This is a genomic window from Secundilactobacillus silagincola (assembly GCF_002583405.1).
GTDB classification, from domain to species: Bacteria; Bacillota; Bacilli; order Lactobacillales; family Lactobacillaceae; genus Secundilactobacillus; species Secundilactobacillus silagincola.
Genome location: NZ_BCMJ01000012.1, coordinates 15,093 through 29,304, shown reverse-complemented (window position 1 = coordinate 29,304; position 14,212 = coordinate 15,093). Strand labels below are relative to the sequence as shown.

Here is a 14,212-nt window from a genome sequence, read left to right as displayed (position 1 = left end):
CTCCCTTTCAAGTTTAGTTTTGCTTGTGTACTGGAATACCAGCTTTTTTAGCTTCTTCTTCAAAGTACGACCGCAGTGAACGAGTCTTGCCATCCAGCAACCAGTTAAGTTCTTTAGAATTACCATCCCAGTCCCAACGCTGGTTACTATCGTAAATGTGCCAGAAGGCTTCTTCCGCATAACTGTCTGAACCCAAGAAGTAATTTGGCCAGTAATCCCGTAATTTATCCTTTGGTACAAAGACTGGTTTGATTTCTTTGCCAGTAACTTCACTCATTAATGCAGCAACCTGGCGTAGAGAGAACTTTTCGTTAGCTAACGCAAAGACGCCTTTGTCGTAGCCTTCTGGATCAGCTAACACCTTTAAAACAACGTCGGCTTCATCACGCGCATCAACCATGGAAATGACTTGGTCTAACGGTGAATAACTTGGTAGTTCACCACTTTCGTAGAATGGCTTAACGTATAAGTTATGGTGATAACCAGCAGGTTGAAGCACCGTCCACAGCATGTGACTTTCCCAGCCACGGTACATCAAGTATTTTTCAACTTCAGTCTTCATCCGGTGTTGCAGGTTATTGTCCAAAAGTGGGAACAACACTGAGATATCGATGAATTGCTTAACGCCAGCTTTGATGGCAGCATCAATCGCCATCTTCCCCATCTTAGCTTCCTGATACGTAAACAGCGGTGGCAGATAAACAACCGCATCAATGCCCTTCATGGCTTTATCTAACGTTGCTTCATCAGTGCCGTTACCCACGATCACTTCTTTAGCACCGATTTTTTTATAGTCTTCAACTTTTGGGTTAATGTCCATGACACGGACATCCTGACCCTTTTCAATCAAGTATGGTACGATTCGATGACCGACTTGGCCATTGGCACACGTTACTAACAGCATTCAATCAGATCCTTTAGTTTATTAGTTAACCATCCAAAACGAGAAAGCGTTTTAAATTAAATATATAATAATTCTTTCACAATGTTTTGTCAACACCGTGTCAACGAAAAAAGAAAAAAACGACTAAACGTGTTATATTAGTACTAATGATTTTACAGAAAGGACGATGATTCCCAATCGCAAGCAAACGTCAAGCCTACTATGATGCTACTAAAGAAGCACTGATCAACAGCGCACGTCAACTATTTAAAACTAAGGGTTACGCTGCAACTACCGTGAATGACATCACAAAGCATGCGAACAAAACTCGTACTACCTTCTATCACTATTTTCCAGATGGTAAAGTCAACCTGATCCAGACCTTGATGGAACTCGATGTCACACCAGAATTCGTCGCGCTAGGCGATAAAATCGATACACTGAAAGAAACCCCAATTGTTGACGCACTTCATACCATTAATCAGGGGTTCGTGGACATGTTTGTCCCTAACCTATACCTATGGCAAGCCGACATTTATTTTCAAGACGAATTATACCCTGCCCTAAAAGACATCACCGACGAGGAATATAGTGTCTTAACGGATAAATTGGCCGATTTTCTTGCCTACCGTCAAGCCAAACATGAACTGATCGACTTTGACCCCGAAACGGGTGCTAAAGTATTTCTGGCACCTGCACTGCAAAGCATTGTGCTCTCCTTCAGTGGCGCACGTTCGGATATGAACGACACGAAGCAAGTAGATTTACTCATTAATCAGTGGGTAATCAATCATTAAATTTACTTTCCAAGCAGAGAATTATTAATTGAAAAACACGGCATAATTTGGTACACTTTTGTGGTCGGCAACGTATAACACAGAGGGGGAAATTGCCATGCTTGTTTTTGATGATTATCCAGTCGGTGCGTCAGCTTTGCGTATCGTTAACAACCACGAAGCACTGATTGCAAAGGGCATCCGCGCCCTGGGGTTATATCCAGGTCAGGACACCATCTTGATTACACTCGCTCACAATGGACAACAGGCGCAAAATGCACTTGCTGAAATCATGCAAGTGGACCATTCTACGGTAGCTAAATCCGTTCGACGCCTCGTGAACGCGCAATTAGCTGAAACCTGTAAATCGTCAAAAGACAGGCGAGTGACACTGGTGCAACTTACTCCGTCAGGCTTGAAATTAGCTAACAAAGTTGAAGCTATTTGTCACACTATTGAGGAGCAGTCGATTCAGGGCCTTTCACCTGAAGAACAGGCTGTCTTTGTTAAAGTGGCGGATAAGATTTGTGATAATTTGCAAAAAAATGAAACCAAATAAAAAACCATCCCTCAACGGAATGGTTTTTTATTTGGTCTAGAATTTATTTGCAACTTCTTTGGCTTCTTCTTGTGCTGCTGCCACGATTTGATCAGCTTGATCTGGGAAATGGTCCATCCCTTCAACACCGATCTTAGCAAACCGTTTAGCACCAAGATATTCCAATGCACCTTGCACGTATTGAGTGCCCAAATCTTTGCCCTCATATTTGCCACCGGCAGCCTGAATATGAACGAATGGCTTGCCAGGAACCAAGGCAATGTGACCGGTTGCGGTGTAACGGAAGGTTTCACCAACAACGGTGATAGCATCGATCCAAGACTTCAATTGAGCAGGAATGGATAAGTTCCACATTGGGTTAGCAACGACCAACTTGTCAGCAGCCTTGAACTGCGCCAAGGCGTCGTTGAACTGACCCATGCCTTTTTGAACGTCAGCTGGTAAGTCAGTGAAGGCTGTGCCGTTGGCTAATTGACCCCAGGCAGCCATCATACCACCATCAAGTTCTGGGAAGTTAGTGGCGAAGAGATCTAAGGTTTCAATCTCGTCGTCGGGATTTTTGGCTTTATAAGTTTCTAGAAAAGTGTCTAATGTTTTGATTGTCCGTGATTTGTCACCATCGAATGGGTGCGCTTTGATTACTAATACTTTTGACATTTAATTGTCCCCTTTAATGTTAGTTAATTAATATGTGGTTGACCACTTATGATAGTGTACACCATTTGTAAGTGGTCGGCAACCTTTTAACTCAAAAGAAACGGCACCAAACTCAGATAGAGTCAGTGCCGTTCATTTGTTTAGGACTTAATTAAATCAAGTTTGCAGGCATCTTCCTACCGATGGAAAGTTTCACCATTCGCTAATTTATCCAGATATTCCTGTGTGACTTGCCGTTGCTTAAAGTAGTATTTTTTATCGCGCTCGTCAAACTGACGTACCACGTGAGCTGGATTACCATAGGCTAGTGAATCGCTTGGAATTGACTTAGTGACCACTGAACCTGCGCCAATCACGCTGTTATCACCAATAGTAACCCCTGGGCAAACCGTCACACCGGCGCCGATCCAAACGTTATTACCAATTTTAACGGGAATGGCATATTCGGCACCCGTTCTAAGTCGCAATTCAGGATCTAAAGCATGGCCTGCCGTGTAAATACCAACGTTGGAGGCAATTAAAACATCATTGCCAATCTCGATTGGTGCCGGATCAAGTAACGTTAAATTATTATTCGCGAAAAAGTTGTCACCTAATTTCACGTTAAAACCATAATCTGTGTGAAAGGGCAATTCAATGAGATAATTTTCGCCAACTTGGCCGAGTAATTCCTTCAAAATTCGTTTACGGCTCTCTAAATCCCGGTAGTTTAAGCGGTTATACTCGAATAATAAGTCTCGCGCCTTCATTCGCATTTCGAATAATTCAGGTGTTTGATGATAGATTTCGCCATTCATCATGCGATTAAATTCAATGTTTTCAGACATAGATACGCTCCTTTAGTAAATTTGTACGTACTAATATTATATAGTAAAATTTATACTTATCAATTACTGGTTTGTAACTAACTGACTAAAAAAGGCATCACTACCTCGCTGGATAGTGATGCCTTTTGAAATGCTATTTAGTTATATGGCGTTTGGTGCATTTGCTCTTTTAGTTTTACCTAGCCTAATCAGGCTCCACTCGGCAGAGAGCTGCATGTAAGTCACTTCCGGCACAAATCCCAAGTTCGCTCTTTTAGTTTACCTAGCCTAATCGGGCTCCGCTCGGCAGAGACTTGCACGTAAGGGGCTTCCGACATAAACCCAAGTTCGGGGTTTACGTCAGAAGCCCCTTACGCTCCAGTCTCTAACCGCCTCGCTTCGCACCTTAAATTAATGTCTCAATCGCCCCACAAATTCTCTTAGTCACAACGGGATTATCCATAGTATACAGATGAACACCATCCACCCCTTCCGACAATAAGTCCACAATCTGGTCTATCGCATAGGCCGTTCCTGCATCCCTCATCGCCACCGGGTTATCCTGATAATGATTCATCATTCTAAGAAATTTCTGCGGCAAACCAACACCGTTCATAGTTGCCATGCGTTTGATTTGGCGTTCATTGACCACTGACATGATCCCGGCTTGCACCGGAACGTCAATGTCCGCCAATTCGCAGCGTTCCAAAAACTGATAATAGTGTTCATTTTCGAAGAAGAGCTGAGTAATGAGCTGTGAAACACCCGCATCAACCTTACACTTCAAGTTTTTAATATCATCTACGCTATCTTTAGCCTCTGGGTGTACGTCGGGATAACACGCACCCAGCACGTTGAAGTCACCGTCACGTTTGATTTCAGTGACTAAATCGCTAGCATATTGGAAATCGCCCTTTATCTGACCATCTTCTGGTAGATCGCCTCTCAGGGCCAAGACGTTTTCAATATTAGAAGCCTTTAGCTCATCCAAGTACGATTTCACTGCTGACGTTGTAAAATTGATACCTGGAATATGTGGGACTACTTCAATCCCATAATGCTGCTTGATGTAACGGCACAAGTCCAGTGTGCCAGACTTATTGTCGCTGCCACCTGCACCATACGTCACACTGATGTAAGCCGGCTTTAAACTTGCCAACACATCAAGGTTATCATAGAACCGCTCAATCGATTTTTCGCTAGCATTCGGTCGCGGTGGAAATATTTCGAACGAGATCACGGGACGTTCTTTGAAACAATCAACGACCTTCATGTGCGAGTTCCTTGCGAACCTGCTGAGTTGCAGCAACGACGTTTTCCAGACTAGCTGTGGTTTCTGTTGTTCCCCGTGTCTTCAGTCCACAATCTGGGTTGATCCAAACATTCTGCAATGGTACCTTCTTCAAAATCTTGTGAATGGTTCCGGCAACTTCGTCTTCAGATGGAATCCGTGGTGAGTGAATATCGTAAACACCAGGACCAACGTGGGTCTTAAAGTGCGTCTTCTGGAGCGTATCCAGCAACGTTAAATCAGCACGTGATGCTTCGAATGAAATAACATCAGCATCCATAGCGTCAATGGCATCAATGATATCGCCGAATTCACTGTAGCACATGTGGGTGTGAATCTGCGTGGTTGGTTGAACCTTGCTACCAACAAGACGAAAGGCTGGAATTGCCCAATCGAGGTAACGGCTGTACCAGTCTGATTTTCTCAATGGTAATTTTTCACGTAAAGCGGGTTCATCGATTTGAATAATCTTGATGCCATTCTTTTCCAAATCGAGTGCTTCTGCTTGAATAGCCAAAGCAATCTGCAACGTGCTTTCCTTCTTAGAAATATCCTCACGAGGGAATGACCAGTTCAGAATCGTTACTGGGCCAGTCAGCATCCCTTTCACTGGCTTATCAGTTAAGCTTTGTGCGTAAACTGATTCCGCAACGGTGATTGGGGCAGTCCGGTTAACGTCACCCCAGATGATTGGTGGCTTAACACCACGGGTACCGTATGATTGAACCCAAGCGTTGCTGGTAAACAGGAAACCGTCCAGCTTTTCACCGAAGTATTCAACCATGTCGTTACGTTCGTATTCACCATGTACTAGTACATCCAAACCAATCTTTTCTTGGAATTCGACACATTCCTTGATCTTATCGCGGTTGAATTGATCGTACTGTTCCTTGGTGATTTCACCACGCTTGTACTTAGCACGGTTACGGCGAACTTCACGGGTTTGTGGGAATGACCCAATCGTTGTGGTTGGTAATTCTGGTAAATCAAATTCCTTCTTTTGGATTGCGGCCCGTTCTTCAAATGATGGTTCACGATGGAAGTCACTTTCCTTTAATGAAGCAACTTTGTCGATAATAGCTTGGTTTTCTTCATAACGAGGCTTAGCAAACAGCGCTTCGTTAGCCTTTAAGGCATCGTCGCCTGAGCCACCCAGAATGTGGTCCAGGTCAGTTAATTCAGTTAATTTTTCCTTAGCAAATGCCAAGTACTTCTTATACTTCTCATCTAATTGAGGTTCATTTTCCAACGTATATGGTACATGGAGCAACGAACACGAGGTGCTTAGCACAATGTTGGTCTTAGGCAGCTTGTGGAGCAAGTCCAGCCGTTGATCGTAGTTAGCCTTCCAGATGTTCTTACCATTGATTACGCCAGCGTATAGCACTTTATCTTCAGGGAAGCCCTTTGATTCAATCAAGTTCAGGCTCTCGTCACCTTCGTGGAAATCGAGGCCAAGACCATCGAAGTCCAATGAAGTTAATAGATCATAGCTGTCACGCACATCACCGAAGTAAGTTTGTGCCAAGACCTTTAACCCATGCTTATTGCTCAATAATGGTTTATAGAGATCGGTGAAGAGTTCCAAATCAGCTTCAGATTGATCCTTAACTAATTGCGGTTCGTCTAACTGAATCCAGTCAGCACCCAAGTCGGCTAACTTTTCAAAGATACCTTCGTATGCGCTAACCAATGCGCTGGTAAAATCAGTATCTTGTCGGTTGCCTTCAAAAGCACTCAAACGTAATAGACTGTATGGTCCAAGGACGACTGGACGAGTTTGGTAACCTTGATCCTTGGCTTCTTGATATTCGTCAAAAATCTTGGTGCCAACCAGCTTAACATCCGTATCGTCATCAAATTCTGGTACAAGGTAGTGATAGTTGGTGTTAAACCATTTCTTCATGCTCAACGCGGTAACGTCACCCTTATCGCCTTGGTAACCGCGAGCTTGGGCAAAGTATTCATCTAGTGATGACAGGTTTAAATCCTTGTAACGCTTTGGCACGATGTTTAATAAATTAGCAGTATCTAACGTGGTGTCGTAGTATGAAAAGTCGTTTGAAACCAGCTGATCAATACCAGCACCGCTAATGGTGTCCCAGTTTTGCTTCCGTAAATCAGCAGCGGTTTGAGCTAACTCTTCTGCGCTAATTTCCTTTTTAAAATACTTCTGAACGGCAAACTTTAATTCACGGTGACTACCAATACGTGGATATCCAATAATTGTTGTTGTCATAATTTAAAATCTCCTTTTATTCAATCATCATTTCATCTCAAGTGGGTTAATAGCTGATTGACAGGCACATGACCTGGCCATCAATGCCATCGCCGAGTAGGTAACTTGCAGTGGAAATTTTATTGCAATGTAGATAAGTAATTTGAGGCATTGTTGGTCACTCTCCCTTCTGGATTTTTGGTTTTGGTGTTTTAATTTATGTAGCCTAATCGGGTTCCTCCAGGCAGAGAGCTGCATGTAAGTCGCTTCCGGTATAAATCCAAGTTCGGGATTTCCACCGAAAGCGTCTTACACTCCGCTCTCTAACCGCCTGGCTCCGCACCTTGTACAAAAAAATCGCCCCCACCCCCGCACAAGTGCGAAGATAAGGACGATCTCTCGTGTTACCACCTTAATTTGAAGCCCGCTCACACAGACTTCCTCACCGGGTACCTTTTGATACCCCTGTGCTGTAATGGGCACACCCATGATATTCTTACTCTCGCTCGAATACCCTGCTTTATCGAAGACCATCTTCACACTCGCCCCTTACTGCTTCTCACCATCCGCAGCTCTCTGATTAAGGTTAGGAGTCCTACTCATCTTCTAATCGTTTTTTCATATCATGCAATTGATGATAAACTCATTAGAGATAATTGTCAACCCACTCATCTTTTTCTTAATTAACTTTCGTATTTTACTCATTATAGCTATACGAATGATACCGCCTATTCTATAATTAAATTAACTAATAATGAATTGAAGGCTTGAATATGAGACGTACTGACCGTGAAGTTACCGATGAAGCAACTAAATTAGAGATTATTGATCAAGCTCGAGTAATCAATTTGGGTATTCTAGATTTTCCAGCACCCTACGTTGTGCCGACTAATTATGGCTATGAATTTAATGACCATCACTTGGTCCTCTACATCCATGGTGCATCCACGGGTAAAAAACGTGGGTTAATTGCCGCTAACCCAGACGTTTCTTTCAGTATTATCGCTGATTCCAGCCTGGACACCCCCAAAAATGAATCTCCGTTAAGCAACTTCAGTTATTTCTACCGCAGCGTTCTAGGTACTGGTAAAGCCACTTTGGTTTCAGACCCAACCGAAAAAGAACATGCCTTACGTTCTCTTTTAAAGCATGAAGTTGGTCGTGAAATGCCGGGTGAAATTTCAGCAAAAGATTTAGCGCACGTTGGTGTGATTCGCATTGACGTGACGCAGTTTACTGGCAAAGTTCACAGTGCAAAATAACTGGGACACAACCAAAAAGCAGATCTCCTAAATTTTAGGAAATCTGCTTTTTTATCTTTAAATTTTTTCGCTCACACCTAATTTCCAATACACCAGACCACCTACAAAGAACCCAACAAACCACGATAAATTAACGATCAAGGCCGCCGATATTGCCCCGAGGAGTAACGCCAAGGGAGCGCGCCACGTAAAATCCGGTTGTTTTCTGGCGTCATATAAGGCTGAAAGGTCAACGTGCTGATGACGGTGTAGATAGTATTCAATCAAAATAATCGCCGTCATTGGTCCTAGAAAAATCGAATATAGGTGGATAAATAACGCCAAACCCTGCGCTGAACTATCCTGAACCAAGACCCACGGACAGGTGGCAATCGCCAAAATACCCACAATCGTGGTGGCTAGCTGCTGTGGCATTTTTAACAATGAGGTCAGCATGTAAGTTGGCGGCATAATGTTAGCTACCGTGTTAGTAGTAATCGTGCCTAACACAATGAAGAAGGAAATCACCACCGTCACCCAGCCATTATTCAGTAGATGTGCCATCGCCGTTACCGGACTAGCAATTCCCGTGACCACCGCCAGCATCGCCCCCGTCACGATGGTCATGCCGTATGCTAACCCAATTGGTATCAGGTACAGCAAACCACGACGCTGATCGCTGAGATTCGGTTTTAATTCACGGGAGTAGTCGGCCGCTGATTCAAAGATGGCCGTGTAGTTACCTAAGAACGCCACGATAAAACCGAAAAATGGCAATCCCCACGTCCCCGATGATCGAACCAATCGCTGCTGAATCACGGCTTGATGCTGCGTCACTAAGAGCAGAAAAACACCCAGCATGGCAACCATCACCACAGTGGCGATGGTGCCGGTAACTAATTTAATGGACCGAAATCCCCATAATGCCATGACAACTTGAATCATCTGTAATACCAGGAAGCAGGCAAACGTGTGATTGGCGGTGAATCCAAACAGCGTCATGCCAATTTGATTCAGCGCTAACGCACCCGTCCAGGATTGGAAACCAAACCACACAATGGCTGGAATCCCGCGAAACAAACTGGCGATTTTAGCACCCTTGACTCCAAACGACAGTCGTAATTGGATCACGTATGGCGCACCAGTGCGGTACCCAAATCGGTCATTCAGGGTGAAAATCAAAGTGATGATCGCAATTGCGATACCGGCTGCCACCATGGTCTGCAGTAAATTCATGGTTGCCACACCGGCCACCACGATGGATGAGCCTAGCGTGATGTTGCCAATGTTAAATCCATCGCCCAGCCACATGGCCATGTACGCGAAGATACCAACCTTACGCTGATTATCGGCAATTGGCTTTAAGTCTTCAGCTACTGTCTGGTTAGACCGTTGAACTGCAGTTGGTGGTGTCATTTTGCAACCCCCATCGCGTGATGATTATGCAAAAATTGTCCAGTAGGTTGCTCATCGAAACCTTTCCCCAATTCAAAAATGGTTTTACCGCGTAGCAATGTTCTGGTGACTCGACAATTAATCTGACGGCCCACATAAGCCGAAATTGGGTTCTTGTAATACAGGTCTTCTGGCCGCAACGTGTAGCTTTGGTTAGGATCTAAGAATGCAATATCCGCATCAGCGCCAACTCTCAGTTGTCCCTTATCTTTCAGGCCAAATAATTGAGCTGGTCCCGCAGCGATTAGTTGAACAAACTGCTGCAAGTTTAGTCGCCCTGACTTAACTGCAACGTCGTAAAAGACATCCAAGTTATTCTGAGCACCACTGATGCCACCCCAGACTTCGAAAATATTGTTGTTGGGGTTCGCCTTCATCTCAGCGGGTGCCGGTGAATGGTCTGAAGTCACTGTGTTAACGTGGTCTGCTTGAACTTCCTGCCATAAGTCAGCTTGAACTGCAGGTGTTCGTAACACCGGTGAACACTTCGCTAAGGGACCAATCTGCTTAAAATCATCCGTATTTAACGTCAAATAATGTACGCAGGTTTCGCAAGTCACATCCTGCCCCTCTGTTTGTGCTCGGTGAACTTCCCGAACAGCTTCACCAGTTGATAGATGAACAAAATGCAATTTGCAGCCCGTCTGTTTGGCCAGATACAAGGCTCGTCTAACTGCTTCCACTTCAACCATGGGTGGGCGTGAATCAATATAGGCTTGAATATCCGTGTGCTGATGGGCGATTTCATCCGCTGCCAGTCGATCAGTCAAAATGGCATTTTCCGCATGTAACGATAGTCGCAATCCCGTTTTAGCAATTGCTTGCATGCCCCGATACAAATCATAATCATCCACGTTATGAAAATCACCAGGCTCATCACTGCCAGTCGTTGCCATAAACGCTTTAAAGCCAGCTGCACCAGCATCCGCCATTGGGCCAATATCTGCTTGATTACCGGGTACTAAGCCACCATACAATGCAAAATCAATGTATGATTTGCCCTCAGCGATGGCACGATGCCGCGTAAATTCAGCTGCAGTTGTCCGGGCCGGAAGCGCGTTTAACGGCATTACCACCATACTAGTGGTGCCACCTGCTGCCAGTGCTTGGCTGCCAGTATGGTAATCTTCCCAGTCGCTGCGTCCCGGTTCGTTAATGTGTACGTGCGCGTCCACCATCCCTGGTAAAACCAATTGGCCTTGAGCGTCAATCACTTCCGCGGCAGCTTCAGATAACTCACCAATAGCCGCAATCTTACCATCCTTAATCGCTAAATCACCGTTCACCACACCCGTTGGCGTGACGATCAAACTGTTCTTGATAATCGTTGTTGCTTGCATGTTCATTCCTCCAAGCCAACACTGTGACTGGTCGCTCAGCAAATAAAAAAGCCCACTTGAATGGTTCTCAAATGGACTGGTAGTCTGTCGACTAACATGGCGCTCCCTACGGCAGTACGAACTGCATCAGGTTATTTGGGTATCTCTCAGCTATCACTAGCACCCCAGACCACAATGTTTATTCAATTTGAATTCTTAATTCTAATTAAAGCGAGTTTACTGTAATAAGTCAAGTGTTTTCCTTGTTTCACACACTGGTTTTAAAAACTGTGATAAAAGGATATACTAATAAAAATCTCAATACTTTTTCAATTGGCATCGTCAAATCAATACGCTTTTGCTCATGCTACTTATATTGCCTAATCATGTTCCACAACTCAGATTCCGGCCATTTAAGACCAATAATCCCCGCCCCGATAAACACCATCAGGGCGGGGATTATTGGTCTTAAATTCTGGAATCTACCGAGTTGTTTCACACACTGGTTTTAACTCGCCGCCAAAAAGCCCTCCAATTTAGTTTGCTTAACGTCGGCAACCGTTTGTCGCAACTTCTCCCAGTTAGATGTCTTTAGCGGATCCAGCAACGTCACCTGTGGGATATCATGAATGCTGGCTACATAAATATCGGAGAGAAACACATCAACATCGCTACTTAACTGATTGGTCAGCACAATGCCTGCACCAAGATTAGCCACCAATAATTTAGCAAAATAATCCATCGGCACAATGCTCTGAACAAAATCAACACAAATGGTCACGTTGTCCCGCGCCAAGCTACTAGGCACGTCCGCAATCAAAATTTTAACGTAGGACTTGAGCAACTTAGCACGGCATTCGTCACAAAGTTGGAGATCAAAAACCTTAATGGTCTCATCTACCAGTTGCTTACCTAAAATGGTGAGTGCTGGAAAATCCATGGCCATATGAGACTGATCAGACGCAATGACTTCGGTGAAATCAAAGTAGTCAAACATCATCAGCCACACCGTTAACTGAGCGATGTGCTGGGCAACCTTTTGCTGGTCTTCACCCGTGAATTTAGTTTGATTGATCACCGGCGTTTCAGCTAAGACCCGTTCAAAATGCTTGCTGCCACTGTTGTATTGCTGCTGCAATTGCTGGCAGAATTTAACTGGCACGGAAGCCATAATCCGCTGACTGCGTAAAAACAAGAACAGGAAACAGATTTCTGAATCAATGTCTGATTCACCACTGTGCGGTACGTTTTCGAGGTAATAATTTTTTAAAAACGGTAGTCGTGTATCCCGTTCTAACGTTGCCATGTGTCGGATATTTAAGAAATGCCGACCAGCCAATCGTTTTATTTGAATCTGGACAAACATCTTCAACTTCAACCGTTCGCTGGGTGTCAGCGAAATACCAAAGGTCATGCTTAAGAAATTACAAAACCGTGAAGTTTGACTCTCAAGCTCAGGAAATGGATCCTCTATTCCATTAAAGAAGTGGTAGTAAATATTAGAAATTTTGGCCCGTTCGACAAGTTCTGGGTGCAGACTGCCACCTATTGGCCGAGCTTGCGTCACCGCTTTATTATCCAGCACATTTTCGACTTGAGTCCGTAGTGCATAGTACTTTGACTGACTCATAAAATGATCAAGCCGAAACTTCTGGCGTGACTGAGTCTGCTGATTGAGATACTCAAATTCAAACACCTGAAACCGCGGTGATTGCTTCAAGTAGATCAGTTGCAACTGCTGACAGATTGAATAATCAATACCGTCACAAACGACAAGATTATCTTTGACAGTGAGTTGACAATCTTTTTGCTGAATACTCCCTAAATCTTGAATTAATTCGTCAATGAGTTGGTTGAACTTATAACGTGTTATCGATACTTGGTCGATGATCTGTTTGACCTCAACATCTCGCTGCGCATTTTCAGCCAATACCCCTAAAATACCTAATTTAGTGCGTTCATTCTTCTCCAAAAAAGCTAAATAATCCATAAACCTATCCCCCCATTAGATAACCAAGTAACCCCCGCAGTTACTGCTACATCGTGTCTCCCAACACCTATGTAGAAATACTTAATGTTCGACTAAGAAAGCGCTTACGACATAATTGTTGTTTTTCTCTTTAAAAATAATATAATGTAGATAAGATTAGTGTACAATGCTCAATTATGCAGATTAAGTTCATTAATAGACGTATCCACTGAGATTGTTCATTAATCATTGAGGGGGAAACAGGATGATAGCTCGACTTAGAGGGGGACATAATGTGGTTTCTAAGCAGAGTAATCAGCCAGATCGTCGAACGTTAAAGACCCAGCGTCAGTTAAAAAAGGTGTTTGTCAAACTATTGCACGATAAACCAATTGACAAGATCACTGTTGCAGAACTTGCTAGGGAAAGCGATATTGGTCGGGGAACTTTTTATATTCATTTTAAGGACGTTTATGATCTCTATGATTCAGTGGTGACTGATACCGTTAATCAGTTTGCAAGGATATTTGACAAGTTTTATCCACGTGATGAGGACAACGATTTTACGCCCCTAGCAACGCAAATCGTTACCTTCGTCGTTAATCATTCAGAACTATTAGAGGCTCTCACTGAGCGTGGCGAAGACATTCAGGCTTTCAAGCAAATCAATGCACTCTTTATCTACTATGTATTAGATGCTGAACAGATCGATTCGTCTAATGCAAAATATCGAGCTGCAGTCGGGTTTGCGTCTGGCGGCTTAATTTGTGCGATTACAGATTGGTTAACCACTCAGCCACAGTCAGCAGTAGATGATTTAATCACCGTTATCAGTAAGAGCATCGCAGCAATGCGAGAAGTTGCTCAGTCACTTAAGTCTGAAGATTAATTGCTCGGATAGGTAAAACCAATCGAAAGCACCGCGTCCTACAAAAAAACGCGGTGCTTTTCGAATTCTCTCATTTCGTTTGAACCAAAACAAAAAGCCCCGCATACGCCATCGACGTATGCGGGGCTTCGTCGTTTAAAATTTTGAGG

General features: G+C 43.8%; 12 protein-coding genes and 1 riboswitch. Of the genes, 4 read left to right on the top strand and 8 right to left on the bottom strand.

What is annotated here, in order from left to right:
- Nucleotides 1-13: 13 nt before the first annotated feature.
- The gene (locus tag CES82_RS10820) at nucleotides 14-904 is read right to left on the bottom strand and encodes an SDR family oxidoreductase (RefSeq protein WP_098826218.1); all 891 of its coding nucleotides are present in this window, start codon (nucleotides 902-904) and stop codon (nucleotides 14-16) included.
- Nucleotides 905-1,080: 176 nt separating this feature from the next.
- Between CES82_RS10820 and CES82_RS10815 the strand changes: the two genes are divergently transcribed.
- Nucleotides 1,081-1,680: a TetR/AcrR family transcriptional regulator gene (locus tag CES82_RS10815; protein WP_098826216.1), complete on the top strand. Its 600-nt coding sequence runs from the start codon at nucleotides 1,081-1,083 to the stop codon at nucleotides 1,678-1,680.
- A 97-nt stretch (nucleotides 1,681-1,777) separates the two neighbouring features.
- Complete coding sequence (locus CES82_RS10810; protein ID WP_098826214.1) at nucleotides 1,778-2,218, top strand: MarR family winged helix-turn-helix transcriptional regulator; 441 nt, start codon at nucleotides 1,778-1,780, stop codon at nucleotides 2,216-2,218.
- Nucleotides 2,219-2,254: 36 nt separating this feature from the next.
- Here the strand turns inward: CES82_RS10810 and CES82_RS10805 are convergent, their stop codons facing one another.
- The 4 genes from CES82_RS10805 to metE form a co-directional block, all read right to left on the bottom strand.
- Nucleotides 2,255-2,875: an FMN-dependent NADH-azoreductase gene (locus CES82_RS10805; protein WP_098826213.1), complete on the bottom strand. Its 621-nt coding sequence runs from the start codon at nucleotides 2,873-2,875 to the stop codon at nucleotides 2,255-2,257.
- Nucleotides 2,876-3,051: 176 nt separating this feature from the next.
- A complete protein-coding gene (locus tag CES82_RS10800; protein WP_180245732.1) occupies nucleotides 3,052-3,702 on the bottom strand; it encodes a sugar O-acetyltransferase in 651 nt (216 codons plus the stop codon).
- Nucleotides 3,703-4,087: 385 nt separating this feature from the next.
- Nucleotides 4,088-4,954: a methylenetetrahydrofolate reductase [NAD(P)H] gene (gene metF, locus CES82_RS10795; protein ID WP_098826211.1), complete on the bottom strand. Its 867-nt coding sequence runs from the start codon at nucleotides 4,952-4,954 to the stop codon at nucleotides 4,088-4,090.
- Entirely contained in the window at nucleotides 4,941-7,211 is a 2,271-nt protein-coding gene (gene metE / locus CES82_RS10790; protein ID WP_098826210.1) for a 5-methyltetrahydropteroyltriglutamate--homocysteine S-methyltransferase, read from the bottom strand. The genes metF and metE overlap by 14 nt, the downstream gene beginning before the upstream one ends.
- Nucleotides 7,212-7,963: 752 nt before the next feature.
- Here metE and CES82_RS10775 point away from each other — a divergent pair.
- Complete coding sequence (locus CES82_RS10775; RefSeq protein ID WP_098826204.1) at nucleotides 7,964-8,452, top strand: pyridoxamine 5'-phosphate oxidase family protein; 489 nt, start codon at nucleotides 7,964-7,966, stop codon at nucleotides 8,450-8,452.
- A 57-nt stretch (nucleotides 8,453-8,509) separates the two neighbouring features.
- On the opposite strand, the gene CES82_RS10770 is transcribed toward CES82_RS10775, so the two are convergent.
- The 3 genes from CES82_RS10770 to CES82_RS10760 form a co-directional block, all read right to left on the bottom strand.
- Entirely contained in the window at nucleotides 8,510-9,847 is a 1,338-nt protein-coding gene (locus CES82_RS10770) for an NCS1 family transporter (RefSeq protein ID WP_098826202.1), read from the bottom strand.
- The gene (gene allB, locus CES82_RS10765; protein WP_098826200.1) at nucleotides 9,844-11,226 is read right to left on the bottom strand and encodes an allantoinase AllB; all 1,383 of its coding nucleotides are present in this window, start codon (nucleotides 11,224-11,226) and stop codon (nucleotides 9,844-9,846) included. The genes CES82_RS10770 and allB overlap by 4 nt, the downstream gene beginning before the upstream one ends.
- 85 nt (nucleotides 11,227-11,311) lie before the next feature.
- Nucleotides 11,312-11,403: riboswitch (TPP riboswitch) on the bottom strand.
- A 310-nt stretch (nucleotides 11,404-11,713) separates the two neighbouring features.
- Nucleotides 11,714-13,195: a hypothetical protein gene (locus CES82_RS10760; RefSeq protein WP_098826198.1), complete on the bottom strand. Its 1,482-nt coding sequence runs from the start codon at nucleotides 13,193-13,195 to the stop codon at nucleotides 11,714-11,716.
- A gap of 244 nt (nucleotides 13,196-13,439) precedes the next feature.
- On the opposite strand from CES82_RS10760, the gene CES82_RS10755 reads away from it, so the two are divergent.
- Nucleotides 13,440-14,063, top strand: a complete 624-nt coding sequence (locus CES82_RS10755; RefSeq protein WP_098826197.1) for a TetR/AcrR family transcriptional regulator — start codon at nucleotides 13,440-13,442, stop codon at nucleotides 14,061-14,063.
- The last annotated feature ends 149 nt before the right edge of the window (nucleotides 14,064-14,212 follow it).

Coding starts and splice junctions, on each gene's coding strand:
- CES82_RS10755 (WP_098826197.1), top strand. CDS start 13,440: ATGATAGCTCGACTTAGAGGGGGACATAATGTGGTTTCTAAGCAGAGT.
- CES82_RS10770 (WP_098826202.1), bottom strand. CDS start 9,847: ATGACACCACCAACTGCAGTTCAACGGTCTAACCAGACAGTAGCTGAA.
- CES82_RS10820 (WP_098826218.1), bottom strand. CDS start 904: ATGCTGTTAGTAACGTGTGCCAATGGCCAAGTCGGTCATCGAATCGTA.
- CES82_RS10760 (WP_098826198.1), bottom strand. CDS start 13,195: ATGGATTATTTAGCTTTTTTGGAGAAGAATGAACGCACTAAATTAGGT.
- CES82_RS10805 (WP_098826213.1), bottom strand. CDS start 2,875: ATGTCAAAAGTATTAGTAATCAAAGCGCACCCATTCGATGGTGACAAA.
- metF (WP_098826211.1), bottom strand. CDS start 4,954: ATGAAGGTCGTTGATTGTTTCAAAGAACGTCCCGTGATCTCGTTCGAA.
- metE (WP_098826210.1), bottom strand. CDS start 7,211: ATGACAACAACAATTATTGGATATCCACGTATTGGTAGTCACCGTGAA.
- CES82_RS10810 (WP_098826214.1), top strand. CDS start 1,778: ATGCTTGTTTTTGATGATTATCCAGTCGGTGCGTCAGCTTTGCGTATC.
- CES82_RS10775 (WP_098826204.1), top strand. CDS start 7,964: ATGAGACGTACTGACCGTGAAGTTACCGATGAAGCAACTAAATTAGAG.
- allB (WP_098826200.1), bottom strand. CDS start 11,226: ATGCAAGCAACAACGATTATCAAGAACAGTTTGATCGTCACGCCAACG.
- CES82_RS10800 (WP_180245732.1), bottom strand. CDS start 3,702: ATGTCTGAAAACATTGAATTTAATCGCATGATGAATGGCGAAATCTAT.